Here is a 26683-nt window from a genome sequence, read left to right on the forward strand (position 1 = left end):
ACTGTAGGAGTGAGCCTGCTCGCGATAGCGGTATGTCTGTCACCATTGATGTCGTCTGACACTGCGCTATCGCGAGCAGGCTCACTCCTACATTGGATTTTTCGTGCTTACTGGATTTCCTCCGGTTTCACGATCACCCAGTTCTTGTCCGCCGTCACCGGCAACCCTTCCTTGGCCTGTGCTGCCGCGTGCTTGGCCATCATGCCGTTAATCTGGGTCATGTATTTGTCCTTGCGGTTGATCCACAAGTGAATGCCGCCCTTGGTCACGTCGACGCTGTGGAACAGCATGAAGCCGTCGCTGGTCGGCGTATCGCCGCCGACGAGCACCGGTTTTTTCCATTCATCGATGTAGGTCAGGATCGCCGCTTGCTTACCCGCCATCCAGGTCGCCGGGGTCCACAGGTACGGGGTCAGTTCGAGGCCAAGGTTGGCCTTCTCGTCATACTTGCCCGCAGTGATTTGCTTACGCGCCGTGGTCAATTCACCGGACTTCGGGTCCTTGAGCAGCAGGCTCACACCAATGACGTTTTGCGGTTTGACGTTGTAGCCGTACTTCGGATCGGAAGCGACCATGCGCACCAGTTCTTCCGAGGCGGCGGTCATCACGTAGACCTCGATGCCGTTCTCCATCAGCTTGTTGTAGAGCTCTTTCTGACCGGTGAAGATTTTCGGCGGGTTGACGTCGAGGTTCTTGACCACATCGCCTTCGTAATAGGTCGCCGGCACTGGCTTGTCCAAGGCCATCAGCTCATCGACGTAGCCTTTGAGTTCCTGGAGGGTGAAACCGGAGAACACTTGCGCGACCCATGGATAGCACACCATGTCGTCGAGTTCGCAGAGGCGATAGTAGTAGCTGAACAGGCTTTCCTTATGGTCGGCGGTGTCCTTGAACGGGATCAGTTTCAGGGAGGGGTCGAGTTTCTCGCGGGTGATCAGGCCTTTGCTTTCCATGTACGGCAGCAACGACTCTTCGAGATCGTAGCGGTAACTGGTGTTGTCCATGTCGAACACCGCGTAGTTACCTTTGTTCGCGTTGGCTGCAATCATCGCGTCCAGCGCCTTGGCCTGATCGGCTGGCCAGTGCTTCAAATCCGTGGCGAAGACCTGGCCGGCGAGGCCAAGACAGAGTACTGCTGCGAGAAATTTTGGTGCGAGCTTCATCGGCGGTTTCTCCCTGATCCAAAGATATCGACGCTAACAAATAAGTGTGACAACTCTCGTCCACTAGCGACCGCACACGTCCCTTTCGCGTCAAGTGCATCCCCGACAGCGACACCGGCTTATTCCAAAAACGACAGTTATCAGACTTTTTTGATATTAATTCATTGTAAATCAAGCTGTTAGGCTTCCCGGTTCGCAGCTGCCCCGGAAGGTGGCTGGCACAAGTCACTTTCGGAGTTCTCATGAATCTGCCGCTGATCCTCAATCTGCTGGTGTTCCTCGCGTTACTGTTTGGCCTCGCGCAAACCCGCCACACGACCTGGAGCCTGGCGAAAAAAGTCCTGCTCGCGTTGGTATTGGGCGTGGTCTTCGGTGTCGCGTTGCACACGATTTACGGTGCCGGCAACCCGGTGCTGAAAGCCTCGATCGGCTGGTTCGATCTGGTGGGCAACGGGTACGTGCAGTTGCTGCAAATGATCGTCATCCCGCTGGTGTTCGCCTCGATCCTCAGCGCCGTGGCCCGTCTGCACAACGCCTCGTCGCTGGGTAAGATCAGCTTCCTGACCATCGGCACGCTGCTGTTCACCACGGCCATTGCGGCGCTGATCGGTATCGGCTTGACCAACCTGTTCGGCCTGACCGCCGAAGGCCTGATCGCCGGCACCCAGGAAATGGCTCGCCTGCAAACCATCCAGACCGACTATGCCGGCAAGGTTGCCGACCTGAATGTGCCGCAGCTGCTGCTGTCGTTCATTCCGCAAAACCCGTTCGCCGACCTCGCTCGCGCCAAGCCGACGTCGATCATCAGCGTGGTGATCTTCGCAGCGTTCCTCGGTGTCGCGGCGCTGCAACTGCTCAAGGATGACGTCGAGAAAGGTCAGAAAGTGATCAACGCCATCGACACCCTGCAAGCCTGGGTGATGCGTCTGGTGCGTCTGGTGATGAAGCTGACCCCCTACGGCGTATTGGCGCTGATGACCAAAGTGGTCGCCGGTTCCAACCTGCAAGACATCATCAAGCTCGGCAGTTTCGTGGTGGTTTCCTACATCGGCCTGGGCCTGATGTTTGTGGTCCATGGCCTGTTGGTGTCGGCGGCCGGGATCAACCCGCTGCGGTTCTTCCGCAAGATCTGGCCGGTGCTGACGTTCGCGTTCACTAGCCGCTCCAGCGCCGCGACGATTCCACTGAGCATCGAAGCGCAGACCAGCCGCCTGGGCATCCCGCAATCCATCGCCAGTTTCGCCGCGTCGTTCGGCGCGACCATTGGCCAGAATGGCTGTGCCGGTCTGTACCCGGCGATGTTGGCGGTGATGGTCGCGCCCACGGTCGGCATCAACCCGCTGGACCCGCTGTGGATCGCGACGCTGGTGGCGATTGTGACCTTGAGTTCGGCCGGTGTGGCGGGCGTGGGCGGCGGTGCGACGTTTGCCGCGCTGATCGTGCTGCCGGCGATGGGTTTGCCGGTGTCATTGGTGGCGTTGCTGATTTCGGTTGAGCCGCTGATCGATATGGGCCGCACGGCGTTGAACGTGAGTGGTTCGATCACGGCCGGGGCGATTACCAGCCAGATCATGCAGCAGACGGATAAAGCACTGCTGGATGCCGATGAGCATGCGGAGTTGGCGCACGCTTAAGTTTTTTAGCGTCTGAGCTGGCCTCTTCGCGGGCAAGCCTCGCTCCTACCAGAATTTGTGTCGTACGCAATTTTCGCGATCGACACAAATCCTGTAGGAGCAAGGCTTGCCCGCGAAGCTTTTAGACTTTCTCCCAGACTTCAAAGTTGTACGCTGGTTTGTCGCCTTCAGCCGGATTCTGGGTGTTGGACACCAATGTCCACTGCCCCAAATCAAACTCCGGAAACCACGCATCCCCTTCCGGGCTCAACGCCACTCGGGTCAGATACAACCGATCCGCCTGCGCCATCCCCTGCGCATACAATTGCGCGCCGCCAATCAGCATCACCTCATCGACGCCCTGCTCGTTCGCCCATTCCTGCGCGCGAGCCACGGCCGCCTCCAGCGACGGATAAACCTCCGCGCCTTCCAACACCAGATCCGCCTGACGGCTGACCACGATGTTCAATCGGCCCGGCAGCGGCCGGCCGAGGGAATCCCAGGTCTTGCGACCCATGATGATCGGTTTGCCGAGGGTGGTGGCCTTGAAGTATTTGAAGTCCCCCGGCAAGTGCCAGGGCATGCTGTTGTCGACGCCGATCACACGGTTTTCACCGAGGGCTGCGATCAGGCTGAGGGGGAGTGATTTAGTCATGCCGGCGAGGATACCAGAGCCTCCCGTACCCCGATAAGCGCCACAGCGGTTATGCTCACAGCTCATTTGAGCGACGGGATGCCGCGTGACTGAACTGACTCCACTGCAAAACCTCTGGCTGACCGAGACGGTGCGCCTGCGTGAAGAACACGCCGGCCCCCTGGAGGATCTGGAAGCCAACCGGCTGGCCCGCAGCGCCGGCGGCGACTTGCCGACGCGAATTCAGCGCCGTGCCGTGTGGCTGGCCGAGCGCGACGGTTTGTCCGACGCCCTCAAGCATTGGCTGCAAGGCGCGCGACTGGCGCTGATCGTCATGGCGGTGCTGGCCATCGTCAGCGGTGCTGGCCTGGCGTTTGCCGCACTGGGTGATGGCCAGACCCCGGTAAATGTGTTCTGGGCCCTGGGCAGTCTGCTTGGGCTCAATCTGATTCTGCTGCTGAGCTGGGCGTTGGGCCTGGTGTTTGCCGGTGAGCACGGTGCCAGCCTTGGACGTTTATGGCTGTGGCTCAGCGAAAAACTCGCTCGTGATGCCAAAGCCGCGCAACTGGCACCCGCCCTGCTGCTGTTATTGCAGCGACGCAAACTCAATCGCTGGGCGATCGGCGTGCTGGTCAACGGCTTGTGGTTGCTGGCGTTGCTCAGTGCGCTGGTTATCGTGCTGATGCTGATGGCGACCCGGCGCTACGGCTTTGTCTGGGAAACCACCATTCTGCGCGGCGACACCTTCGTCGCCATGACCCAGGCTCTCGGCACCCTGCCGGCCTTGCTCGGTTTCAGCGTGCCCAGCGTGGAGATGATCCGCGCCAGCGGCGATGCCGCGCTGAACATCGAAAGCGCTCGTCAGGCCTGGGCCGCTTGGCTGGTGGGCGTGTTGCTGGTCTACGGGGTGTTGCCGCGTTTGTTGCTGATGCTGTTCTGCCGCTGGCGCTGGACCTCCGGCCAAGCCGCTTTGCGCCTGGATTTGAACCTGCCCGGTTACGCCCAATTGCGCGAACGGCTGATGCCCACCAGCGAACGCCTCGGCATCAGTGATGCCGCGCCTGCGCAACTGCATCGTGTCGAAAGCGGCGTCAGTGAGCAGCAAAGCGACGGCGCGCTGCTGGTGGCCATCGAGCTGGACGATCAGCGCCCGTGGCCGCCGCAACTGCCGAAAACCGTGAACAACGCCGGCATCCTCGACAGTCGCGAATCGCGCAACAAACTGCTCGAACAGTTGAGTCGTTTCCCTCCGGCACGCCTGGCGATTGCCTGCGATCCGCGACGTTCGCCCGACCGTGGCAGCCTGGCCCTGATCGCCGAACTGGCGCGCAATGCCGCTGCCACCCGTGTCTGGCTGCTGCAAGCGCCGCCCGGCGAAGCACTGGATGCCGAACGTCTCGGCGACTGGCACGTGGCGCTGCAACAGCTGGACCTGCCGTTCGCCGATTGCGCGCCCGTGAACTGGCTGGAGACCGGCCATGACTAATGCCTGGAAAGCGCCCTTGAAGCTGGCCGTGGTCGGCCACACCAATGTCGGCAAAACCTCGTTGCTGCGCACGCTCACCCGGGACGTCGGTTTCGGTGACGTGTCCCATCGCCCCAGCACCACCCGCCATGTCGAAGGCGCGCGGTTGTCGGTGGACGGCGAGCCGTTGCTCGATCTCTACGACACGCCCGGCCTTGAAGACGCCATCGCCCTGCTCGACTACCTCGAGCGCCTGGAACGTCCCGGCGAACGCCTCGACGGCCCGGCACGGTTGGCCCGATTCCTGGAGGGCAGCGAAGCCCGGCAGCGCTTTGAACAGGAAGCCAAAGTACTGCGCCAATTGCTCGCCTCGGACGCCGGCCTCTATGTGATCGACGCCCGGGAGCCGGTCCTGGCCAAGTACCGCGACGAACTGGAAGTGTTGGCCAGTTGCGGCAAACCGCTGCTGCCGGTGCTGAATTTCGTCAGCAGCGCCAACCATCGCGAGCCGGATTGGCGTGAAGCCCTGGCACGCTTGGGCCTGCATGCCCTGGTGCGTTTCGACAGCGTTGCACCGCCCGAAGATGGCGAACGTCGACTCTATGAAAGCCTCGCCTTGCTGCTGGAAAACTCCCGCGAACAATTGGAGCGCCTGATCGCCGATCAACAGGCTCAACGCCTGGCTCGCCAACAGAGTGCGGCGCGATTGATTGCCGAGTTGCTGATCGATTGCGCCGCGTGCCGGCGCAGCGTGGTCAGCGACGCGGAGCAGGAACAACAGGCGATCAGCGAACTGCGCAAAGCCGTTCGCCAACGGGAACAGCGCTGCGTCGAAGGTTTGCTCAAACTCTATGCCTTCCGCCCACAGGACGCGGCGGCCAGTGAACTGCCGCTGCTCGATGGCCGCTGGGGCGATGATTTGTTCAACCCGGAAACCCTCAAGCAATTGGGCGTGCGGGTCGGCGGTGGCATCGCGGCCGGCGCGGCGGCCGGTGCCGGGGTTGATTTACTGGTGGGCGGCCTGACCCTCGGCGCGGCGGCACTGGCCGGCGCCATTGCCGGCGGCGCCCTGCAAACCGCCCGCAGTTATGGCAGCCGGTTAATGGGCAAGATCAGAGGTCAGCGAGAATTGACGGTGGACGACAGCGTGTTGAGGCTGTTGGCCTTGCGTCAGCGCCAATTGCTGCAAGCGCTGAATGCCCGTGGGCATGCGGCGATGGACAGCATCCAGGTGGCCACGCCCCAGGACAAGACCTGGCGCGAAGGCAAACTGCCCGAAGCCCTGAACAAGGCCCGGGCGCATCCGCAGTGGTCGTCGCTGAATCCGCAGGCGAAGTTGAGTCAGGCGGAGCGGCAAGAGCAGGTTGAGGTGTTGGCGCAGCAGTTGTAAACCTTGGTTATTGGGGTGTCCGGGCTGGCCCCTTCGCGAGCAGGCTCGCTCCCACATTGGAATGCGTTCCCCTGTGGGAGCGAGCCTGCTCGCGATGGCAGCGACCCGGTTTCGAGCTATTACGCAGCCAACAGCCGCAACGCCTTATCCTTCAACACCCCCAGATCCATCACCGGCACGCCCATGTCCTTGGCCTGTTCATCCCACTGGCGCATCCGCAAACTGGCCTTGCATAACGGATCCTTCTCGAAGGCTTCAGCCTCTTCCGCGGTCATCACCCCACCCTGGTATTCCAGGGTCCGGCGGCTGGCTTCGCTCAATCGCTCGTAGTACCCGGGCTCTTTAAGCGTCAGATAACGCTTGGCCTGAACGTGGTATTCCACCAGCCGCGCCAGGCGCTCGCTGAAACCGGCCCGACGCAAGTAATCGGCGCCCAGACGTTCGTGGCTGACCACACCAAAACCACCCATGTTCTCGGCGCTCCCGCCACAGATATGCCCGATGTCATGGAAGAACGCGGCCAGCACCACTTCGTCATCAAAGCCCTCGGCCATGGCCAGTTCGGCGGCCTGGGACATGTGTTCGATCTGCGACACCGGCTCGCCGATGTAATCGCTGTCGCCAAAGCGTTCGTACAGCCCAAACACCTCGGCGATCACTTGCTCATTGCTGTCCATCAATGCTCTCCCAATAAGGTGGCGACGTTACGTTCGGCCAGCGCCGGGCCGACGCTCATGCCGACACCGGTGTGCATCAGCGCCACGCTCACACCCGGCATCGGGAGCAGGAACGAGAACGGCCCCGGCCCCGTGAACCATAGACGCCCTGCCAGCGCTCGACCACCTGCACCTTGCACCCCAGGGTTTGTTCAGCGAGTCCGATCATCCAGTCATCGACCTGCTCGGCATTGAACGGCGATGGATCGCGGCCGTAATGGTGGGAGTCGCCGATGATCAACTCACCGTAAGGCGTCGGGCTGATCAGCAGGTGGATGCCGTTTTCATGCAAGTGTGGCTCCTCGCGCAGAATCTGCGCCTGCACCGCTGCCGCTTCCGGCAGATCGGCGAAGGCGCCGTAATGCACGCAACTCAAACCGGTGAGCAATGCGTGTTGCAGGTTGAGGTTGATCTGCGGCTGGGCGCGGAGCATTTGCAGGCGGCAGATTTGCGGGTTGAGCGCGGCGATCGGCTCGGCCAGCAAGGTCTGATAATCGTGCCCGGAGCAGACGATGATCTGATCGGCGCTGAACGTGCCGGCCGTGCTGCGCAGGCGACCCGGCTCGATATCGCGCACCAGGGTAGAGAAGTGAAACGCGACGCCGAGCTCGCGGCGCAAGTAGTCGATCAACGCCGGAATCGCTTCACGGGAATACAGTTGCTGATCGTCCAGGCCGTGCAACGCCGCGCGGTGATGGCGGAACTGACCGCCGTAGAGATCGCGCAAGGCAGCACCGCGCAGCAGGTCGACGCGGTAACCGTATTCCACGGCGCGGCCGGTGCAGAAGGCTTCGAGCAGGTGTTCTTCGGCTTCGCTGCGAGCGAACAAATACGAGCCGTTGCGCTTGAGTTGCAACCCGGTCAGTTGTGCCCATTGGCCCCAGATCTCGCGGCTGGCCCTGGCCAGTTCGAGCATCGGGCCCGGGGGTTGGCCGGTGACGAGGGCCTGGCCGAAGTTGCGGACCGAGGCGCCCAAGGGGGTTTCGCTGCGTTCGAAAACCGTGACCTTCAGACCGCGTCTGGCAGCGGCGTAGGCGTGGGACAGGCCGAGAATGCCGGCGCCGACGATCAGCACGTCGTTGTGGTGTGTCATCAAGTGATGTCCTGAATTTTAAGCCGCCTTCGCGGGCAAGCCTCGCTCCTGCGGGTTGCGCGTTATCACAAACGACACCAACCCTGTAGGAGCGAGGCTTGCCCGCGAAGAGGCTCTTCAGCCGATAGAGATCTTACTTGGCAGCCACTTTCTCGGACTTGCCGTCATACCGCTTGCGCCACTCGCTCAGGATTTCGTCGCGATTCTTCGACGCCCAGGCAAAGTCGTTCTTGATCAAACGCTGCTCATAATCCGCCGGCAATTCGGTCTGCGGCTTGGCAATCCCCGGTTGCGCGAGCACCGCGAAGTTCTCTTTATAAAGCTCCATCGCCACCGGGCTGGCCGAGAAGTCAGCCAGTTTCTTCGCCGCCTCTTCGTGTGGTGTGCCCTTGATCACAGCGGTCGCTTCGATCTCCCAGCCCAGGCCTTCCTTCGGCAGGATGATGTCCAGCGGTGCGCCCTGACGCTTCAGCTGAACCGCCGGGTATTCAAAGGAAATGCCGATCGGGAATTCACCCGAAGCCGCCAGCTTACAAGGCTTGGAACCGGAGTGAACGTACTGGCCGATGTTCTGGTGCAGGTCGTCCATGTACTGCCAGCCCTGCTTCTCGCCGAAGGTTTGCAGCCAGGCGCTGACGTCGAGGAAACCGGTGCCGGACGAGGCCGGGTTGGGCATCACGATCTTGCCTTTGTACTCAGGCTTGGTCAGGTCCTGCCAGCTGACCGGCTTGGTCAAACCCTGCTTTTCGGCTTCGACGGTGTTGAAGCAAATGGTCGCCGCCCAGACGTCCATGCCGACCCACGCGGGTGGATTGGCGGCATCGCGGTAGTTGCCGCCGATCTTGCCCAGGTCCTTCGGCGCGTAGCTTTGCAGCATGCCTTGCTGATCGAGGATCGCCAGGCTCGACGCCGCCAGGCCCCAGACCGCATCAGCCTGTGGGCGGGCTTTTTCGGCCAGCAGTTTGGCAGTGATAATCCCCGTGGAGTCGCGCACCCACTTGATCTCGACGTCCGGGTTAGCCTTTTCGAAGGCTTCTTTGTAAGTCTTCAGTTGCTCGGCTTCGAGGGCGGTGTACACCGTCAACTCGGTTGGCGCCGCGAAGGCGTTCAGGCTGAAAGCGGTGAGGACAGCAGCGGCCAGGGCCATAGGCTTGAACATGATCTTTTCCTGTTTGAGTTGAGGTTTGGTCTTTTATGGGGACAGATTTATTTACCAGGAGCGGTCTGCCGCCAGGCCTGGGAACGGCGCAGCAAGCCGCGCGAGGCCCAGGCCAGCAGCAGGGACACGCCTGCCGAAGTGAACAGAATCAGGGTCGACATCGCCGCTGCGCCGCCGACGTTGCCGGCGTCGTCCATGTTCAGCACCGCCACCGCCGCGAGGATGGTGTCGGGGCTGTAGAGGAAGATCGCGGCTGAAACGGTGGTCATGGCCGAGACGAACAGGTAGCGCACGATGTCCAGCAGCGCCGGCAGGCAGATCGGCACGGTGACCCGCAGGTAGTGCCGATACAGCGGCGCCTTGAGTGACAACGCGGCGGCCTCGAACTCGGCGTCGAGTTGGCGTAGCGCCGTGGTCGCGGTCATCTGTGCGGTGGTCAAATAGTGAGCAATGGTGCAGACCACCAGCAGCGTCATGGTCCCGTAGAGCACATGCAGCGGGTTGCCGCTGAGGTTGAAGAAGAAAACGTAACCCAGGCCCAGCACCAGACCCGGCACCGCCATCGGTACGAAACTGAGCATGCGCAAGGTCAGGTTCAGTCCGCGCTGACCTTTGGTTTTCTCCATCAGGTAGGCGCCGGTGAAGATCAGCACGCTGCCGATCAACGCCGTGCACAAAGCCATTTTTACGCTGTTGCCATAGGCCAGCCAGCCGCCGCCCGCGGTGTCGCTGAACTGGTAATGGTTGAGCGACAGCGACAGGTTGTACGGCCAGAATTTCACCAGCGAGGAGAACACCGCCATGCCGAACACCAGCAGCAACACCGCGCAGATCAGCAGCACGATGGCCAGATAACAACCGTCCCGCCGCTTCGACGGCGCGGGTTTGAAGACTTGGGCGCGGCCGCTCATGGCGTCGCCGTGTCGTCGACGCAACCAGGCATCGACTGCAAAACTGAAGAGTGCCGGCAGCAGCAGGACCATGCCGATCAACGCGCCGCGACCGAATTGCTGCTGACCGACCACGGCCTTGTAGGCTTCCAGTGCCAGCACTTGATAGTCGCCACCGACCACCACGGGCACGCCGAAGTCAGTGATGGTCAAGGTGAACACCAGGCAGAACGCCGCGAACACGGCCTGACGGGTCGCTGGCCAGGTGATGCTGCGAAAGGCTTTGGCCGGACTGGCGCCCATGCTGGAGGCGGCATCGAAGAGTCGCGCATCCGCCAGGGAAAGCGCCGACAGAAGAATCATCAGCGCGTGTGGGAAGGTGTAAATGACCTCGCCCAGAACAATGCCCCAGAAACCGTAGATATTGTCCGAGAGCAAGCCGCGCAACATGCCCTGATTGCCGAACAGATAAACCAGCGCAATCCCCGGCAGCATCGACGGCGCCATCAGCGGCAACAACGAAATTGCGCGCCAGATGCCTTTGCCGGGAATCAACGTGCGTTGCAATGCGTAGGCAAACAGGTAGGCCAGCGGTACGACAATCGCCGCCACGCTGAGGGAAACTTTCAGGCTATTGCCGAGCAACCAGTGGAAGTTCGCACTGGTCACCAATTCACGCGCAGCCACCAGGCCTCCGCCCTGCCCGGCCTCCGAACTGAAACCGCGCCAGAAGATCGCCAGCAACGGCATCAACACCGCGAGGCCGAGCAACACCAATAAAAGGACTTTGCCGCCGACCACGAACACCCGGTCGCCGATCTCGGCACGGGAGGTCTGCCGAACCTGCTTGTGCGGTATCGGCAGCGCGATGTTCGCGCTCATCAGGCAAACACCTGCAGGCTGCGCGGGGGCAAGGCGACCATGATCTGCTGCGCACCGAGGCGCGGCATGGCTTCCGGTGCCAGTTCGGCCAGCAATGCGTGGCCGGGCAGTTGATCGAGTTCGAAGCTCATGCGGCAGCGGTTACCGAGAAAGGTGATCTCGCGAACCTTGGCCGGGAACAGGTTTTCTTCATGCACCGGCGGGTTGACGTTGATCGCTTCCGGACGGCAAAACAGACGGCCCGACGTGGTTTTAGCGCTGCCATCCGCCAGGCGCATGCTCATCCCGCCGACCTGGGCGTGGCTGTCACTGCTGCGGCTGAATGGCAGCCAGTTGCCCTGGCCGACAAACTCCGCCACAAACGGCGTGGCCGGGCGGTCGTAGATGTCCTGCGGCGTGGCGTACTGCTCGACCTTGCCGTTGTTCATCACGGCGATGCGGTCGGCCATCAGCATGGCCTCGTCCTGATTGTGCGTGACCATCAGGGTGGTGACGCCGAGGTTGCGCTGCAGTTGGCGCAGTTCGGTGCACAAATGCTCGCGAACCCGGGCGTCGAGGGCCGACATCGGTTCGTCCAGCAGCAACAACGATGGCGCCGGCGCCAATGCCCGAGCCAGCGCGACACGTTGCTGTTGGCCGCCGGACAACTGGCCGGGGTACTTTTTCTCGCTGCCGGTCAGGCCGACCAGTTCCAGCATCTGACCGACACGTTTGCGCACTTCATCACGGCCACTGCCGGCGAGGCCGTAGGCAATGTTCGCTTCGACGGTGAGGTTGGGAAACAGCGCGTAGGACTGAAAAAGAATGCCGTAGTCCCGGGCCTGGGGTGCCAGGTGGGAAACGTCGCGATCGCCGAGGTACAACTCGCCGCTGTCCTGTTTCTCCAGGCCGGCGATGCAACGCAGCAACGTGGTTTTGCCACAGCCGGACGGGCCCAGCAGGCACACCAGTTCACCGGCCGCCACGTCGAGGGAAACATTGTCCAGCGCGGTGAAGGCGCCAAAGCGTTTCTGCACACCGCGCACTTTCATCGGGGCGCCGGGGTTGGTCAGGGCAGTTGCGATCGAGTGGTTCATGGACAGGCCTCATCAAGCAGATGAAGCCCATCCTAGGTTTGTAATGCGTCCGTCATGTGGCAGTGAGGCAAAAACGGCTGATAGTGGTATTCAAGAATTTGGGTTGGATACGTTGGCGCACTGACGGACGCCTTCGCGGGCAAGCCTCGCTCCTTCAGGGGAATGCGATCACCTGTAGGAGCGAGGCTGGCCCGCGAATGGGCCCTCACATTCAACACAAATCTCACGCAGGGGCCATTTCCTGCGCCAAACCCAGGAACGCCGCCGGCAACCGCGCGCCTTTGCGCTCCTTGAGGCAGTACAGATACTCCGGAATCTGCGGCGCATTCTCAATCGTCAGCACGCGCAATTGCGGGTCATGCGGCACTTCCTGTCGGGCAATGATGCTGATGCCGATGTTGCGCAGCACCGCCTCGCGAATCGATTCACGGCTGCCAATTTCCAGCAACGGCCCGAAACTCACCCCCGCACTGGCCAGTAATTCTTCGGTCAGGCGTCGAGTGGTCGAGCCCGATTCGCGCATCAACAAGGTATGCCCGGCCAACGCGCTGAGCGGCACATGATCGTGCGCCGCCAGCGGATGGTTGCGATGCACTGCCAACACCAGCGGATCGCTGCCGAGCACCCGCCGAATCAGCCGCGCGTCATCGAGCAATTGTGACGACGCCGCGACATCCACCCGGTAATCCTCCAGCGCTTCCAGCACCTGCTGGGAGTTGCCGATTTCCACCGACACTTCCACTTGCGGCAAGCGCTCGCGGAAAGTCTTCACCAGGTCGAGGATGTAATACGGCGCAGTAGCAGCAATGCGCAATGTGCCCTGGACCTGGCCACTGTTGCGCAGGAAAAACTCGATGTCGGCTTCCTGCTGCAACAGCGCCTTGACCATCGGCAACAGCCGCGCGCCTTCATCGCTGACGCTGAGGCGGCGGCCGCCACGGTAGAACAGCTCAACCGAATACTGGCTTTCCAGATGGCGGATCTGCGTGGTCACCGTGGGTTGGCTCAGGCCGAGCTTTTTCGCCGCCAGGGTAATGCTGCCCAGGCGGGCAACCATGTAAAACGCCTTCAGCTCGGCACTCAGCACACCCGTCCCTCATCGCTTACTTGCGCAGCAGGCGCAAACCGTTGAACACCACCAACAGGCTGACACCCATGTCGGCGAACACCGCCATCCACATGGTGGCGATCCCGGCGAAGGTTACCCCAAGAAAGATCACCTTGATGACCAAAGCGAGGGCGATGTTCTGTTTGAGAATGGTCGAGGTTCGACGCGACAGGCGGATGAACGCAGGGATCTTGCGCAGATCGTCGTCCATCAGGGCGACATCGGCGGTCTCGATGGCGGTATCGGTGCCGGCGGCGGCCATTGCGAAACCAATCTGGGCGCGGGCCAGCGCCGGCGCATCGTTGATGCCGTCGCCGACCATGCCAACACGATGGCCCTGTGCATAAAGTGCCTCGATGGCTTGCAGCTTGTCGTTGGGCAGCAGATCGCCCTTGGCCTCGTCGATGCCGACTTGCACGGCAATCGCCTGGGCGGTGTGGACATTGTCGCCGGTCAGCATCAGGGTTTTGATGCCCAGATCGTGCAGTTGCTGGATCGCTTCGCGGCTGGACTCTTTCACCGTGTCGGCCACGGCAAACAGCGCCAACGGGCCGGACTTGTCGAGCAACAGCACCACCGATTTGCCCTGCTTTTCCAGGGCAAACAGCTTCTCTTCCAGCGCAGGTGAACACAGGCCCAAATCTTCCACCAGGCGATGGTTACCCAAGTGGTAGACCTGACCGTTGATTTCCCCGCGTACACCGCGACCGCCCAGGGCTTCGAAGTTATCCACAACGAGCGGCGCGAATTGTTTATCCACCGCCGCATTGGCGATGGCCAACGACACCGGGTGGTCCGAACGACCGGCCAGCGCTGCGGCAATCGCCGGGGCAGTGGCGTCTGCGGTGGGATCAAGCGACACATAATCGGTCTGCACCGGTTTGCCGTGGGTCAGGGTGCCGGTCTTGTCCAGGGCCAGGTAATCGAGTTTGTGGCCACCCTCCAGATAAACGCCGCCCTTCACCAGGATGCCTTTGCGTGCCGCCGCGGCGAGGCCACTGACGATGGTCACCGGGGTGGAAATCACCAACGCGCATGGGCAAGCGACCACCAGCAAGACCAACGCGCGGTAGATCCAGTCGAACCAGACGGCGCCCATGAACAGCGGCGGAATCACCGCCACGGCCAAGGCCAGCAGGAATACCGCCGGGGTATAGATTTTCGAGAACTGATCGACGAAGCGCTGGGTCGGCGCCCGTGCGCCCTGGGCCTGTTCCACGGCGTGGATGATCCGCGCCAGTGTGGAATTGTTCGCCGCTGCAGTGACGGAATACTCCAGCGAGCCTGCCTGGTTGATGGTGCCGGCGAAGACCTTATCGCCCACCGTCTTCTCGATCGGCAGACTTTCGCCGGTGATCGGCGCCTGATCGATGGTCGAACTGCCCGACACGACTTCGCCGTCCAGGCCAATCCGCTCGCCAGGACGCACCCGCACTCGCGCACCGAGCTCGATGGTTTTGACCTCTTGCGTGACCCAGCTGCCGTCGGCTTGCTGCACCGTCGCCTGTTCCGGGGTCATCTGCATCAAGCCGCCAATGGCGTTACGCGCCCGGTCCAGCGACTTGGCTTCGATCAACTCGGCCACGGTGAACAGGAACATCACCATCGCCGCTTCCGGCCATTGCCCGATCAGGATCGCGCCGGTGACTGCGATGCTCATCAACGCGTTGATGTTCAGGTTGAGGTTCTTGAGCGCGATCCAGCCCTTCTTGTAAGTGGTGAGGCCGCCACTGAGGATCGAAATCAGCGCGATGATCGCCACCACCCAGTCCGGCGCGGCGCTAGTGAAGTGGATCACTTCTGCCGCCAGCGCACCCACGCCGGACAGTGCCAGAGGCCACCAGTGCTTTTTCTCGGGGGTCGGCGCTGGCGCATCAGTGCCCTGTTCCATCGGTTCAGCCACCATGCCCAGCGACTTGATCGCCTCGATGATCGGCGCAGTGCTCGGCAGGTCATGGGTCACGCCCAGGACCCGATTGATCAGGTTGAATTCCAGTTGCTGGACCCCCGCAAGCTTGCCCAGTTTGTTCTGGATCAGCGTCTGCTCGGTCGGGCAGTCCATGGCGTCGATGCGGAAGCTGCTCAGCCGCGCGCCGTCGGTCGGCGTGTCGCTCAACTTGATCAGCGAAGGCGCTGCCGCCTTGGAGGAACAGCAGGAGTCGCCGTGCCCGCCATGGTCATGCTTCTGCACAGGCTGCAGCTTGTGGCTGTGATCGTGATCGTGATCGTGATCGTGATCAGCCTCGGGTTTGTGGGTGTGAAGGGAATCGCTCATTGGTTGCGTCCATGAAGGTGCCTGTTGCCAAGTAAAGACCCTGTAGCCACTATAGGGTCAAGCACCCTTTTGGAGATTGCTGTCATGAAGATTGGAGAACTGGCGAAACTCACCGACTGCGCCGTCGAAACCATCCGCTACTACGAGCGCGAAAACCTGCTGCCGGAGCCCGCCCGCAGCGACGGCAACTACCGCGTCTACACTCAGGCCCACGCCGAACGCCTGACCTTCATCCGCAACTGCCGCACGCTCGACATGACCCTGGAAGAGATCCGCAGCCTGCTGGCCCTGCGCGACAGTCCGCAGGATCAGTGCGAAAGCGTGAACGCGTTGATCGACGAGCACATTCATCACGTGAAAGCGCGGATCGACGGATTGATGGCGTTACAGACGCAACTGCTCGACCTGCGCCAACGCTGTGGCGAGGGCCCGGACATTGATCAGTGCGGGATTTTGCAGCGGCTGGAAGTGAGTGGCGGGGTGGTGGCGACGGAAGTTGAGCATTCCCATGTCGGCAGGAGTCATGGGCATTAGTCCCATCGCCACATCAGCGACTAGATCAACTTGAATTCCAATATGCCTCGATGCCCCATGCCGTAACCGATGCCCGGGACCATGCCCGAGCCCGGAAAAAGACTGCAGCGCAGGTGAACGGTCTCACCCCGATGCTTTTGATAGACAGAGGGCTCAATCCGAAACTTGAGGGGGGAGTCGGGATTGACCGTCAACTTGCGCTGATAGTCTCTCCAGGCTCCGCCCTGACCGCCCTTCGCGCTACTTATCCAGAGCATTTCAATAGCGTTGTTTGTTCGCAGGTTTTCAATCCGCGGAATGGTCAGAACGACGCCATCGGGATGTGGGTCAATCTCCAGAACGCCTTCAGATACACCCTCAATAGAGACCGGGCCGGTTTGCATCAGTGCCGGGGCGAAGGTCATCAGCAACGATGCAGAAGGTATAGCGCCCCCGCCTCTTTCGATGACAAAAATGACCTCGACCCGGTCTCCTTCAAACTGCCTTGCCGTGTCGTCGGGCACAACAAAATGCAACGGCATAAAACTCTGTACGGACTGCGGCTGCGACTGATAATTACCCCCCGAACCGCCAAACGCCGCCCATTGCACTCGAACCTGATCGCCGATCTGAAATTCTCTATCGTTTACCGCCACGACCACTCGAAGTGAATCGACGAAGATCGGTGCGCCGGTGAAAACCTCCATGGGCACCACGCATCCCCATGGATCGAGGCCCGGAATGAAATGAAAGAGCCCCGACTGGCTTTCACAGCCAACGAACGGTGCTCCTGTCAATCCGCTCCTTAGAGGGTTTGTACCGAAATGTCGCTCCGAAAAGCCGTCCGTTCCACCGGCCGCAGTGTTATTCATGACAAGGCTCCTGAAATAAAAAGAGGGTGTTGCTGACCACGGCCTGATGGCCTCGTGATCAGTCAAACACCCTCTCATTTATTCGCCTACTGGCAGAAATGACAGTCAGGTAGAACCTTTTCTAATAAAACAGCCCTGCCCGTCAAACAATCAGACGGCCATCGGTGCCGTCATCGGCGCGTGATGCTGATACCCCTCAAGCGAGAAATCGCTCGGCTCGATCAACTCCAGCCACTCCGGCTGATACAAGCCGGTCTTGGCAAACTCCGGCACACGGTCACTGATCACCAGTTTCGGCATCGGGAACGGCTCGCGCTTGAGCTGTTCGTTGAGCATGTCCAAATGGTTTTCGTAAACGTGGGCATCACCGATGAAATAGGTGAACCAGCGCGGTGTGTAGCCGGTCAGTCGGCCGATCAGGCTCAGCAACGCGGCGCCTTCGGTGAGGTTGAACGGCGTGCCCAGGCCCAGGTCGTTGGAGCGGATGTAGAGCGTCAGGGAGATTTCCCTGGTCTCGACATTCGGGTGGAACTGGTACAGCAGGTGGCACGGCGGCAAAGCCATTTCATCGAGCTGGGCGACGTTCCAGCCGTGGAACAGAATGCGGCGGCTGCCCGGGTCCTTGATGATGGTGTCGACGCACTGGCGGATCTGGTCGATCGCCTTGTACAGAACGACATAGGCCTGACCGTCTTCCTCGCCTTCGGCGATCTGACGATAACCCTGGCTCAGGGTCTGTTCGATAGCGGCCTGATTGCTGACCGGAATCTGCTTGTACGCCGGCCATTTGCGCCATTGCACGCCGTAGATTTCGCCAAGGTCGTCTTCACCCTGACGGAACGGATTGGCCAGCCACTGCGCGTTTTCGTTGGCGTTCTGATCCCAGACCTTGCAGCCCAGCGCGCGGAATTCGGCGGCGTTGTTCACGCCACGCAGGAAACCACACATCTCGCCGATGGCCGATTTGAAGGCCATCTTGCGCGTGGTGATCGCCGGGAAACCTTCTTTCAGGTCATAACGCAGCATCGCGCCCGGAAAGCTGATGGTGTTCACGCCGGTGCGGTTGGCTTGCTTGGTGCCGTTCTTGATGACGTGGGCGACCAGTTCGAGATATTGCTTCATGAATTACCTGTGTCCTTGAACCCGGGGCCGTCACCCCGGGATTCGAATTTATACGGCAGCCGCTGGAGTCGCCGGGGCGCGGTGATACGCCAGCCAGATCAGGAACAGCCCGCCAACGATCATCGGCACGCAGAGCACTTGGCCCATAGTCAGCCAGTTCCAGGCCAGATAGCCCAGTTGCGCGTCCGGTACGCGGACAAACTCCACGATGAAACGGAAGATGCCGTAGAACAGGGCAAACATCCCGGACACCGCCATGGTCGGCCGCGGCTTGCGCGAGAACAGCCAGAGAATGGCAAACAGGGCCACGCCTTCGAGCGCGAACTGGTACAGCTGCGACGGGTGACGCGCCAGTTGCGCCGGATCGGTCGGGAAGATCATCGCCCACGGCACGTCGGTCGCCTTACCCCACAACTCGGCGTTGATGAAGTTACCGATGCGCCCGGCACCCAGGCCGATCGGCACCATCGGCGCGACGAAATCCATCAGCTGGAAGAACGACTTGTTGTTCTTCTTGCCGAACCACAACGCCGCCAGCATCACGCCGATGAAGCCGCCATGGAACGACATGCCGCCCTTCCACACTTCGAAAATCAGTGTCGGGTTGGCCAGATAAGCGTTCAGATCGTAGAACAGCACATAGCCCAGGCGGCCGCCGACGATAACGCCCATCGACATCCAGAAGACCATGTCGGAAAGCTTTTCCTTGGTCCAGGTCGGGTCGAAACGGTTGAGCCGGCGCGATGCCAGCAGCCAGGCGCCGCCGATGCCGATCAGGTACATCAGACCGTACCAGTGGATTTTCAGCGGACCGATGGCCAGGGCCACCGGGTCGATCTGCGGGTAAGGCAGCATTGCGACTCCTTGTTGAAAGTTGAAACCAGAATTCCCGGGCGACGCTGCCACCTCAGGATTAAGCCAGCATTGCGAGCTAGAGCAGGAAGCTCAGGCCTACGCAGAACAGCAAAGCCGCGAACAGCCTTTTCAGCAACTTTGGCGACAGCCTGTGGGCCAGTCGCGCACCGAGACGGGCGAACACCATGCTGGTCAGGGCAATCCCCAGCAGCGCCGGCAAATAGATAAAACCGAGACTATGGGCCGGCAGCAAGGGATCGTGCCAGCCCAGAATCATGAAACTTGATGCACTGGCCAAGGCGATGGGCAGGCCGCAAGCCGACGAAGTCGCCACGGCTTGCTGCATCGGCACGCTGCGCCAGGTCAGGAACGGCACGGTCAACGAGCCGCCGCCAATGCCGAAAATCGCCGAGGCCCAGCCAATCACACTGCCGGCCACGGTGAGACCGAGTTTGCCGGGCACCGTTCGACTGGCCTTGGGTTTGACGTCCAGCGCCAGTTGCGCGGCGATGATCAGCGCAAACACACCGATGATTTTCTGCAGATTCGGGCCGGAGATCGCTTCGGCCGTCAGCGCCCCGAAACCGGCACCCATCAGAATTCCGACAGTCATCCACACGAATATCGGCCAACGCACGGCGCCACGACGATGATGTTCGCGGACGGCATTGACCGACGTAAAGATGATCGTTGCCAGGGACGTGCCGACCGCCAGGTGGGTCAGGATCGACGCGTCGAAGCCCTGCAAGGTGAAACTGAACACCAGCACCGGGACGATGATGATCCCGCCACCTACCCCGAACAGCCCGGCCAGCACGCCTGCGCAGGCGCCCAGCGCCAGATAGAGCAGAAATTCCATGGACGATCTCAATGCTTAGGCAAAACCGGAGCGGCATGGTAACGGATGCGTGGCCTCGGGCTCCACTGCGGATGGCAATGGAACGACAGGCGACGACTGCGTAGAGTGAGCAAAAAACACACAAGGACCACCTTATGTGCCTGATTGTTTTTGCCTGGCGACCGGGTCACGCCCAGCCGCTGATCGTGGCGGCCAACCGCGACGAGTTCTATGCCCGGCCCAGCCAGCCCCTGGCGCAATGGCCGCACGCACCGCACGTCTACGCCGGTCTCGACCTCGAAGCCGGCGGCACCTGGCTCGGTATTGGTGCCAATGGGCGTTTTGCTGCGCTGACCAATATCCGTGATCCGAATCAGTCTCCATCGCGAAAATCCCGAGGTGAGCTGGTGGCGGGTTTTCTCTTGGGCAATATGCCAATTGATGATTACTTAAGCGACGTTGTCGGACGTTCGCTGGAATATGCCGGATTTAATCTGCTGATCGGCAATGCCAACGAGCTGTGGCACTTCAATGCGCGGGAGTCCGAGGCGGTGATGCTGGCGCATGGGATTTATGGGCTGTCGAATGCCGGGCTGGATACGCCGTGGCCGAAATTGCTCAAGGCACGGGCGGCGCTGGAGGAAGTGCTGGAGGATCCGCAGCCAGAGGCGTTACTGGCGTTGCTGAAAGATCCGCAAACCGCACCCTTCGCCGAGTTGCCGGATACCGGGGTGGGGTTGGCGACCGAGACGTTGCTGTCGAGTGTGTTTATTGCCAGTCCGACTTATGGGACGCGTGCGAGTACGGCGTTGATTGTTCAGGCGGATGGGACGCGGCGGATGGTCGAACGGAGTTTCGGGCCGTATGGGGGCATTTGGGGGAAGTGGAGATCAAGATTTGAAGGCTAGCGATCACCTGTGGCGAGGGAGCTTGCTCCCGTTCGGTTGCGCAGCAGCCGCAAAACGATTGGGAGCGCTTCGCACTCCAGCGGGAGCAAGCTCCCTCGCCACAGGGCCATCAGCCTTTCAGAGGGTTTTGACCACAGCCGGATTGACCATTCGCGCCAACCCAAGGTTTTTCAGCGCCAATTGCAGCGAGCTGTGGATCACTTGCGGGTTGTCGATGGTCATCAGTTCGGCCAGCAATTCCTGGGCCTTGCTCAGGTTGATCTGACGCAGCATCCACTTCACTTTCGGCAGGTTGGTGGCGTTCATCGACAGGCTGTCGAAGCCCATCGCCATCAACAGCACCGCCGCCGCCGGGTCACCGGCCATCTCGCCGCAAATGCTCACAGGCTTGCCTTCGGCGTGGGCATCACGCACCACGTTCTGCAACGCTTGCAGCACCGCCGGGTGCAGATAATCGTAAAGGTCGGCTACACGCGGGTTGTTCCGGTCCACCGCGAGCAGGTATTGAGTCAGGTCGTTGGAGCCGACCGACAGGAAGTCCACCTGCCGCGCCAGTTCCTTGGTCTGATACACCGCCGCCGGAATCTCGATCATCACGCCAATCGGCGGCATTGGCACGTCGGTGCCTTCGTCGCGGACTTCGCCCCATGCCCGGTGAATCAGGTGAAGGGCTTCTTCGAGTTCATGGGTGCCGGAGATCATCGGCAGCAGAATCCGCAGGTTGTTCAAGCCTTCGCTGGCCTTGAGCATGGCGCGGGTCTGCACCAGGAAGATTTCCGGGTGGTCGAGGGTAACGCGAATGCCGCGCCAGCCGAGGAACGGGTTGTCTTCCTTGATCGGGAAGTACGACAGCGACTTGTCGCCGCCGATGTCCAGGCTACGCATGGTGACCGGTTGCGGATGGAACGCGGCGAGTTGCTCGCGGTAGATCGCCAGCTGCTCCTTTTCGCTCGGGAACCTCTGGTTGATCATGAACGGCACTTCGGTGCGGTACAGACCGACCCCTTCGGCACCACGCTTCTGCGCTCGCGCCACGTCCGCCAGCAGACCGGTGTTGACCCACAGCGGCATGCGGTGGCCATCGAGGGTCACGCACGGCAAGTCGCGCAAAGAGTCCAGACCCAGCGCCAGTTGTTTCTCTTCTTCCACCACTTCGGCGAACTGCTTGCGCAGCACGTCGCTGGGGTTGGTGTAGACCTCGCCGCGATTACCATCGACGATCAATTCGATGCCGTCGACCTTGGCATAGGGCAGGTCGACCAGGCCCATCACCGTCGGGATGCCCATCGCCCGGGCGAGGATCGCGACGTGGGAGTTACCCGAACCGAGGACCGAGACCAGACCGACCAGCGTGCCTTCCGGCACCTCGCCGAGCATGGCCGGCGTCAGTTCTTCACTGACCAGAATGGTTTTTTCCGGATAGACCAGATTCTGCTGACGCTCTTCCTGCAAGTAGGCGAGCAAACGGCGGCCAAGGTCCTTGACGTCCGAGGCGCGCTCACGCAGGTAGGCGTCGTCCATCAATTCGAAACGGTTGACGTGCTCGGTGACCACCTGACGCAACGCACCCTGGGCCCACTGACCGGTCTTGATCACCGTGGTCACTTCGTTGCCCAGCGCTTCGTCGGCGAGCATCATCAGGTAGACGTCGAACAAGGCCCGCTCTTCGGGGCGCAGCTGCGAGGCCAATTTGGCGGACAAGGCACGCATGTCGGCGCGAACGCCTTCGATGGCGGTCTTGAACAGCCCGAGTTCGGCGGCGATATCGGAGATGGTCTTGTCGGGCACCACGTCCAGGTCGGCCGGCGGCAGCATGACCACCGCGGTCCCGACCGCCGCACCCGGCGAACCCGGTACACCGACGAACTTGGCTTCCTGGATGCCTTTGCCCTGACGACCCAGGCCACGGATCGAACCGGTGGCTTCGGCGTGGGCGATAACGCCGGCGAGTTGCGCGCTCATGGTCACGAGGAAGGCTTCTTCACCTTCATCGAACTGGCGGCGTTCTTTTTGCTGAATGACCAACACGCCGACGACGCGGCGGTGGTGAATGATCGGCGCCCCGAGGAAGGAGGCGTAGCGCTCCTCGCCCGTCTCGGCGAAGTAGCGGTAGCGCGGGTGATCCGCGGCGTTTTCGAGGTTCAGGGGTTCTTCACGCGTGCCGACCAGGCCAACCAGACCTTCGTTGGGTGCCATGCTGACTTTGCCGATCGAGCGCTTGTTCAAGCCCTCGGTCGCCATCAGCACGAAGCGGTTGGTCTCGGGGTCAAGCAGGTAGACCGAGCAGACCTGGCTGCCCATGGCCTCTTTGACGCGCAACACAATAATCCCCAACGCCGCCTTGAGATCCTTGGCGGAGTTAACTTCCTGGACGATCTTGCGCAGCGTATTGAGCATGGCTCGGGGTCGAACTCCGTCGTCAGTCGCGCGTTAAAAGGCGCGGGGCAAGCTCTTTGAGAGCGCGTCGATACACCTCGCGCTTGAATGTCACCACCTGGCCCAACGGATACCAATAACTGACCCAGCGCCAGCCATCGAACTCCGGTTTACCGGTCAAATCCATCCGCACCCGCTGCTCGTTGGAGATCAGGCGCAGGAGAAACCATTTCTGTTTCTGGCCGATGCACAGCGGTTGGCTGTGTGTTCTGACCAGACGTTGCGGCAAACGATAGCGCAACCAGCCCCGGGTGCAGGCGAGAATTTCAACATCTTCGCGCTCAAGACCCACTTCTTCGTTCAACTCGCGGTACAAGGCGTCTTCCGGCGTCTCCTGGGGGTTGATCCCGCCCTGTGGAAACTGCCAGGCATCTTGATTGATACGGCGAGCCCATAGCACCTGTCCGGCATCATTCGTGAGAATGATCCCGACATTGGGGCGGAAACCATCGGGGTCGATCACGGCAACAACCTCGCAAACGCATGTCGCCGCATTGTTCCACAAAGGTTGTGAAGGCAGCAACGAGCCGACCTACCTTATGTGCACTCTTGTGAAAAGTCCGTATTCTGGACGCCTTTCTACAGACTTTTCAGCGAGTAACTGCAATGCGGCTGGCTTTATTCGACTTGGACAACACGCTTTTGGGCGGCGACAGTGACCACGCCTGGGGCGATTACCTGTGCGAGCGCGGCTTCCTCGATGCCGTCGCCTACAAGGCACGCAACGACGAGTTCTATCAGGATTACCTGGCCGGCAAGCTGGATAACGATGCTTATCTGAACTTTTGCCTGGAAGTCCTCGGCCGCACCGAGATGGCCACACTGGATCAATGGCACCTGGATTACATGCGCGATTGCATTGAGCCGATTGTGCTGCCCAAGGCTATCGATTTGCTGGCCAAGCACCGCGAGGCTGGCGACAAATTGGTGATCATCACCGCGACCAACCGTTTCGTCACCGGCCCGATTGCCCAGCGTCTGGGGGTTGAAACCCTGATCGCCACGGAATGCGAGATGGTTGATGGCCGTTATACCGGGCGCAGCACCGATGTTCCGTGCTTCCGCGAAGGCAAGGTCACGCGGTTAAATCGTTGGCTGGAAGAGACCGGGCATTCGCTGGAAGACAGCTATTTCTACAGCGACTCGATGAATGATTTTGCGTTGCTGGAGCAAGTGGCGAATCCGGTGGCGGTCGATCCTGATCCGAATTTGCGCGCCGAGGCCGAGCAGCGTGGCTGGCCGGTAATTTCGTTGCGCGACTGAAATTGCTTTCGCGGGCAAGCCTCGCTCCTACAGGATTTGTGGTAGTAGCCGACTACAGACTCGACACATCACCTGTAGGAGCGAGGCTTGCCCGCGAAGGGATCGCCTCGGCTTCAAGCCTTAAACCGGCTTGGCGCCCATCAACCCCGCAATGGCGATAAAGCAGACAAAGCTGAACAGCGCGAGAGCAAAGGTGAACTTGCCGCTGCCGCCCGGCGCAGTACGCAGCTTGTTCAGCCGCACCAACAACCAGAACCACCCCAACGCTGCCAGGGTGTAAAGCACACTCGACGCGAGCAACCACGTCTGCCCCAACGGCCAGCCCACCAGATGCACCATCCACCAGCCGGTGAATGGCATGCTCAGCAGCGCCAGGCCCATCAACAGCCAAACGAACACCCGAGGCCGTTGCAACGTGCGCGCTGCAGCAGTCGCATCACCACGACGCCGCGTTTGCCAAAACCATATCCCCAAGCCCAGCGCACAGCCCAACAATATTGCCGTCGCCGCGGTGTGCGCCATTTTCAGGGCGGTTAACGTTTCCATTGTTCGACTTCCTTAGAGACTGCCCATCAGCGTAGCCGCTCAGCCGAGAAACAGCTGATAGGCCGGATTGTCGCTTTCATCCCAGTACGGGTAACCGATTTCCTCAAGCGCCGCAGGAACCAGATGACGTTCGTCGTGAGGCACTTGCAAGCCCGCGACCACACGGCCATCCGCCGCGCCGTGGTTGCGGTAGTGGAACATCGAGATGTTCCAGCGCCCGCCGAGCTTGTTGAGGAAGTTGAACAGCGCACCCGGACGTTCCGGGAATTCAAAGCGCAGCACCACTTCATCGACGACCTGGGCCGCGCGGCCACCGACCATGTGACGTATGTGCAACTTGGCCAGTTCGTTATCGGTCAGGTCCAGCACCGGGAAACCCTGCTCGCTGAGGCTGGCGATCAGCGCACTGCACGGGTCGGTTTCCGGATGCGTCTGCACGCCGACGAAGATATGCGCTTCGCTGCCAGTGTTGTAGCGGTAGTTGAATTCGGTGATCTGGCGCTTGCCGATGGCTTCGCAGAACGCCTTGAAGCTGCCCGGTTTCTCGGGAATGGTCACGGCGATGATGGCTTCGCGGCCCTCGCCCAGCTCGGCGCGCTCGGCAACGTGGCGCAAGCGGTCGAAGTTGACGTTGGCGCCGGAATCGATGGCGACAAAGGTGTGCCCGGTGACACCGCGTTGCTCGACGTACTTCTTGATCCCGGCCACGCCCAGGGCGCCGGCAGGTTCGGTGATCGAGCGGGTATCGTCGTAGATGTCCTTGATCGCCGCGCAGATTTCGTCGGTGCTGACGGTGATCACTTCATCGACGTAGTCTTTGCAGATATCGAAGGTGTGCTGACCGATCTGCGCCACCGCGACACCATCGGCGAACAGGCCCACGGTCGGCAGTACCACGCGCTCGCCGGCCGCCATGGCCGCTTGCAGGCAGTTGGAATCGTCCGGTTCGACGCCGATGATTTTGATTTCAGGGCGCAGGTATTTCACATATGCCGCGATCCCGGCGATCAACCCGCCGCCGCCCACCGGAACGAAGATCGCATCCAGGCGCCCGGGGTGCTGGCGCAGAATCTCCATCGCCACGGTGCCCTGCCCGGCAATAGTGTGGGGATCGTCGTAAGGGTGAATGTAGACGTAGCCTTTTTCGTCGACCAGTTTGAGCGAGTAGGCCAGGGCTTCCGGGAACGAATCGCCGTGCAGCACGACTTTGCCGCCACGGGAACGCACGCCTTCGACCTTGATTTCCGGGGTGGTCTTGGGCATGACGATGGTGGCTTTCACGCCCAGCACTTTTGCCGCCAGGGCCAGACCCTGCGCGTGGTTGCCCGCCGAGGCGGTGACCACACCGCGAGCGCGCTCTTCATCGCTCAACTGCGTCAACTTGTTGTAGGCGCCGCGAATCTTGAACGAGAACACCGGCTGCAAGTCTTCACGCTTGAGCCAAATGGAATTGCCCAGGCGCTCGGAGAGCTGGCGAGCAGTCTGCAACGGGGTTTCTACGGCAACGTCATAAACGCGCGAGGTGAGGATCTTTTTGACGTACTGTTCGAGCATCGGAAAGCATCACTGAGCGGGTTGGGCAGGGCCAAGGAGTCTAACCCGGCTTTCGGGCGGACGACCACACTAAACAGGTGGTTTTAAGGCCAGGCACATACCTTGTGGCGAGGGAGCTTGCTCCCGCTCGGCTGCGCAGCAGTCGCAAACCCTGCTGGCGCGGTATGCCGGAAGGAATGCGAGAGGACCGCTTCGCGCTCCAGCGGGAGCAAGCTCCCTCGCCACAAGACTCTGCTCGCTCAGACATACCGTCGCACCCGCCAATCGGGCAATGACCTTCCCTGCCCCGAAGCCTATAATGCTGGCCTTTCG

21 protein-coding genes and 2 pseudogenes are annotated in these 26683 nt (G+C 61.2%); 6 read left to right on the forward strand and 17 right to left on the reverse strand.

Annotation, left to right across the window (positions count from 1 at the left end; all coding sequences use genetic code 11):
* Positions 1–107 precede the first annotated feature (107 nt).
* Positions 108–1163, reverse strand: a complete 1056-nt coding sequence (locus tag HP062_RS19195; RefSeq protein WP_172791881.1) for a haloacid dehalogenase-like hydrolase — start codon at positions 1161–1163, stop codon at positions 108–110.
* A 242-nt stretch (positions 1164–1405) separates the two neighbouring features.
* On the opposite strand from HP062_RS19195, the gene HP062_RS19200 reads away from it, so the two are divergent.
* Positions 1406–2797 carry an L-cystine transporter gene (locus tag HP062_RS19200; protein ID WP_010466769.1) on the forward strand — a complete coding sequence of 464 codons (1392 nt, stop codon included), beginning with the start codon at positions 1406–1408 and terminating at the stop codon, positions 2795–2797.
* Positions 2798–2918: 121 nt separating this feature from the next.
* Here HP062_RS19200 and HP062_RS19205 read toward each other — a convergent pair whose 3' ends face one another.
* Positions 2919–3431 (reverse strand): dihydrofolate reductase, encoded by a 513-nt coding sequence (locus HP062_RS19205; RefSeq protein ID WP_172791882.1) that lies wholly within the window; start codon positions 3429–3431, stop codon positions 2919–2921.
* A gap of 85 nt (positions 3432–3516) precedes the next feature.
* Here HP062_RS19205 and HP062_RS19210 point away from each other — a divergent pair, with 85 nt between their 5' ends.
* Both HP062_RS19210 and HP062_RS19215 read left to right on the forward strand, forming a co-directional pair.
* Positions 3517–4896, forward strand: coding sequence for a DUF2868 domain-containing protein (locus HP062_RS19210; protein WP_172791883.1), 1380 nt, complete (start codon positions 3517–3519; stop codon positions 4894–4896).
* Positions 4889–6265, forward strand: coding sequence for a GTPase/DUF3482 domain-containing protein (locus HP062_RS19215; RefSeq protein WP_145306683.1), 1377 nt, complete (start codon positions 4889–4891; stop codon positions 6263–6265). The genes HP062_RS19210 and HP062_RS19215 overlap by 8 nt, the downstream gene beginning before the upstream one ends.
* Before the next feature lie 119 nt (positions 6266–6384).
* Here HP062_RS19215 and HP062_RS19220 read toward each other — a convergent pair whose 3' ends face one another.
* The 7 genes and pseudogenes from HP062_RS19220 to HP062_RS19250 all read right to left on the reverse strand — a co-directional run bounded on the left by HP062_RS19220 (position 6385) and on the right by HP062_RS19250 (position 15464).
* Positions 6385–6942, reverse strand: coding sequence for a phosphonate degradation HD-domain oxygenase (locus tag HP062_RS19220; RefSeq protein WP_010466760.1), 558 nt, complete (start codon positions 6940–6942; stop codon positions 6385–6387).
* Positions 6942–8074, reverse strand: a pseudogene (locus HP062_RS19225) (TIGR03364 family FAD-dependent oxidoreductase). The gene HP062_RS19220 and the pseudogene HP062_RS19225 overlap by 1 nt, the downstream one beginning before the upstream one ends.
* 133 nt (positions 8075–8207) lie before the next feature.
* Positions 8208–9233: a putative 2-aminoethylphosphonate ABC transporter substrate-binding protein gene (locus HP062_RS19230; RefSeq protein ID WP_172791884.1), complete on the reverse strand. Its 1026-nt coding sequence runs from the start codon at positions 9231–9233 to the stop codon at positions 8208–8210.
* Positions 9234–9280: 47 nt separating this feature from the next.
* Positions 9281–11005 (reverse strand): putative 2-aminoethylphosphonate ABC transporter permease subunit, encoded by a 1725-nt coding sequence (locus tag HP062_RS19235; protein WP_077747201.1) that lies wholly within the window; start codon positions 11003–11005, stop codon positions 9281–9283.
* Positions 11005–12081 carry a putative 2-aminoethylphosphonate ABC transporter ATP-binding protein gene (locus tag HP062_RS19240; protein ID WP_010466754.1) on the reverse strand — a complete coding sequence of 359 codons (1077 nt, stop codon included), beginning with the start codon at positions 12079–12081 and terminating at the stop codon, positions 11005–11007. The genes HP062_RS19235 and HP062_RS19240 overlap by 1 nt, the downstream gene beginning before the upstream one ends.
* 223 nt (positions 12082–12304) lie before the next feature.
* Positions 12305–13168: a LysR family transcriptional regulator gene (locus HP062_RS19245; protein WP_010466752.1), complete on the reverse strand. Its 864-nt coding sequence runs from the start codon at positions 13166–13168 to the stop codon at positions 12305–12307.
* Positions 13169–13184: 16 nt separating this feature from the next.
* Entirely contained in the window at positions 13185–15464 is a 2280-nt protein-coding gene (locus HP062_RS19250) for a heavy metal translocating P-type ATPase (protein WP_172791885.1), read from the reverse strand.
* Between the two features lie 84 nt (positions 15465–15548).
* Here HP062_RS19250 and cadR point away from each other — a divergent pair, with 84 nt between their 5' ends.
* Positions 15549–15998, forward strand: a complete 450-nt coding sequence (cadR, locus tag HP062_RS19255; RefSeq protein ID WP_010466748.1) for a Cd(II)/Pb(II)-responsive transcriptional regulator — start codon at positions 15549–15551, stop codon at positions 15996–15998.
* 20 nt (positions 15999–16018) lie between these two features.
* On the opposite strand, the gene HP062_RS19260 is transcribed toward cadR, so the two are convergent.
* From HP062_RS19260 to HP062_RS19275, 4 genes are all read right to left on the reverse strand, one after another.
* Entirely contained in the window at positions 16019–16849 is an 831-nt protein-coding gene (locus HP062_RS19260; RefSeq protein WP_172791886.1) for a hypothetical protein, read from the reverse strand.
* Between the two features lie 150 nt (positions 16850–16999).
* The gene (locus HP062_RS19265) at positions 17000–17971 is read right to left on the reverse strand and encodes a thymidylate synthase (RefSeq protein ID WP_077747198.1); all 972 of its coding nucleotides are present in this window, start codon (positions 17969–17971) and stop codon (positions 17000–17002) included.
* 48 nt (positions 17972–18019) lie between these two features.
* The gene (lgt, locus tag HP062_RS19270) at positions 18020–18826 is read right to left on the reverse strand and encodes a prolipoprotein diacylglyceryl transferase (RefSeq protein ID WP_010466741.1); all 807 of its coding nucleotides are present in this window, start codon (positions 18824–18826) and stop codon (positions 18020–18022) included.
* 76 nt (positions 18827–18902) lie between these two features.
* Entirely contained in the window at positions 18903–19685 is a 783-nt protein-coding gene (locus tag HP062_RS19275) for a sulfite exporter TauE/SafE family protein (RefSeq protein WP_077747197.1), read from the reverse strand.
* A 134-nt stretch (positions 19686–19819) separates the two neighbouring features.
* Between HP062_RS19275 and HP062_RS19280 the strand changes: the two are divergent.
* A pseudogene (locus tag HP062_RS19280) lies at positions 19820–20565 on the forward strand (NRDE family protein).
* 124 nt (positions 20566–20689) lie between these two features.
* Here the strand turns inward: HP062_RS19280 and ptsP are convergent.
* Positions 20690–22969, reverse strand: coding sequence for a phosphoenolpyruvate--protein phosphotransferase (gene ptsP, locus HP062_RS19285; RefSeq protein WP_172791888.1), 2280 nt, complete (start codon positions 22967–22969; stop codon positions 20690–20692).
* 22 nt (positions 22970–22991) lie between these two features.
* Complete coding sequence (locus tag HP062_RS19290; protein ID WP_007945562.1) at positions 22992–23471, reverse strand: RNA pyrophosphohydrolase; 480 nt, start codon at positions 23469–23471, stop codon at positions 22992–22994.
* A gap of 143 nt (positions 23472–23614) precedes the next feature.
* Between HP062_RS19290 and HP062_RS19295 the strand changes: the two genes are divergently transcribed.
* Entirely contained in the window at positions 23615–24271 is a 657-nt protein-coding gene (locus tag HP062_RS19295; RefSeq protein WP_010466731.1) for an HAD family phosphatase, read from the forward strand.
* A 120-nt stretch (positions 24272–24391) separates the two neighbouring features.
* Here HP062_RS19295 and HP062_RS19300 read toward each other — a convergent pair whose 3' ends face one another.
* Both HP062_RS19300 and ilvA read right to left on the reverse strand, forming a co-directional pair.
* Positions 24392–24817 (reverse strand): DUF2269 domain-containing protein, encoded by a 426-nt coding sequence (locus tag HP062_RS19300; protein ID WP_077747195.1) that lies wholly within the window; start codon positions 24815–24817, stop codon positions 24392–24394.
* Positions 24818–24856: 39 nt separating this feature from the next.
* Positions 24857–26371: a threonine ammonia-lyase, biosynthetic gene (ilvA, locus tag HP062_RS19305; protein ID WP_172791889.1), complete on the reverse strand. Its 1515-nt coding sequence runs from the start codon at positions 26369–26371 to the stop codon at positions 24857–24859.
* Between the last annotated feature and the right edge of the window lie 312 nt (positions 26372–26683).

The organism is Pseudomonas sp. B14-6 (genome assembly GCF_013260315.1).
Lineage (GTDB): Bacteria > Pseudomonadota > Gammaproteobacteria > Pseudomonadales > Pseudomonadaceae > Aquipseudomonas > Aquipseudomonas mandelii.

What these genes read in the sequence shown, in the direction of transcription:
- HP062_RS19230 (WP_172791884.1), bottom strand. Translation starts at nt 9,233, where the DNA reads ATGTTCAAGCCTATGGCCCTGGCCGCTGCTGTCCTCACCGCTTTCAGC.
- HP062_RS19235 (WP_077747201.1), bottom strand. Translation starts at nt 11,005, where the DNA reads ATGAGCGCGAACATCGCGCTGCCGATACCGCACAAGCAGGTTCGGCAG.
- HP062_RS19195 (WP_172791881.1), bottom strand. Translation starts at nt 1,163, where the DNA reads ATGAAGCTCGCACCAAAATTTCTCGCAGCAGTACTCTGTCTTGGCCTC.
- ilvA (WP_172791889.1), bottom strand. Translation starts at nt 26,371, where the DNA reads ATGCTCGAACAGTACGTCAAAAAGATCCTCACCTCGCGCGTTTATGAC.
- ptsP (WP_172791888.1), bottom strand. Translation starts at nt 22,969, where the DNA reads ATGCTCAATACGCTGCGCAAGATCGTCCAGGAAGTTAACTCCGCCAAG.
- HP062_RS19215 (WP_145306683.1), top strand. Translation starts at nt 4,889, where the DNA reads ATGACTAATGCCTGGAAAGCGCCCTTGAAGCTGGCCGTGGTCGGCCAC.
- HP062_RS19240 (WP_010466754.1), bottom strand. Translation starts at nt 12,081, where the DNA reads ATGAACCACTCGATCGCAACTGCCCTGACCAACCCCGGCGCCCCGATG.
- lgt (WP_010466741.1), bottom strand. Translation starts at nt 18,826, where the DNA reads ATGCTGCCTTACCCGCAGATCGACCCGGTGGCCCTGGCCATCGGTCCG.
- HP062_RS19200 (WP_010466769.1), top strand. Translation starts at nt 1,406, where the DNA reads ATGAATCTGCCGCTGATCCTCAATCTGCTGGTGTTCCTCGCGTTACTG.
- HP062_RS19220 (WP_010466760.1), bottom strand. Translation starts at nt 6,942, where the DNA reads ATGGACAGCAATGAGCAAGTGATCGCCGAGGTGTTTGGGCTGTACGAA.
- HP062_RS19295 (WP_010466731.1), top strand. Translation starts at nt 23,615, where the DNA reads ATGCGGCTGGCTTTATTCGACTTGGACAACACGCTTTTGGGCGGCGAC.
- HP062_RS19250 (WP_172791885.1), bottom strand. Translation starts at nt 15,464, where the DNA reads ATGAGCGATTCCCTTCACACCCACAAACCCGAGGCTGATCACGATCAC.
- HP062_RS19205 (WP_172791882.1), bottom strand. Translation starts at nt 3,431, where the DNA reads ATGACTAAATCACTCCCCCTCAGCCTGATCGCAGCCCTCGGTGAAAAC.
- HP062_RS19300 (WP_077747195.1), bottom strand. Translation starts at nt 24,817, where the DNA reads ATGGAAACGTTAACCGCCCTGAAAATGGCGCACACCGCGGCGACGGCA.
- HP062_RS19260 (WP_172791886.1), bottom strand. Translation starts at nt 16,849, where the DNA reads ATGAATAACACTGCGGCCGGTGGAACGGACGGCTTTTCGGAGCGACAT.
- HP062_RS19275 (WP_077747197.1), bottom strand. Translation starts at nt 19,685, where the DNA reads ATGGAATTTCTGCTCTATCTGGCGCTGGGCGCCTGCGCAGGCGTGCTG.
- cadR (WP_010466748.1), top strand. Translation starts at nt 15,549, where the DNA reads ATGAAGATTGGAGAACTGGCGAAACTCACCGACTGCGCCGTCGAAACC.
- HP062_RS19265 (WP_077747198.1), bottom strand. Translation starts at nt 17,971, where the DNA reads ATGAAGCAATATCTCGAACTGGTCGCCCACGTCATCAAGAACGGCACC.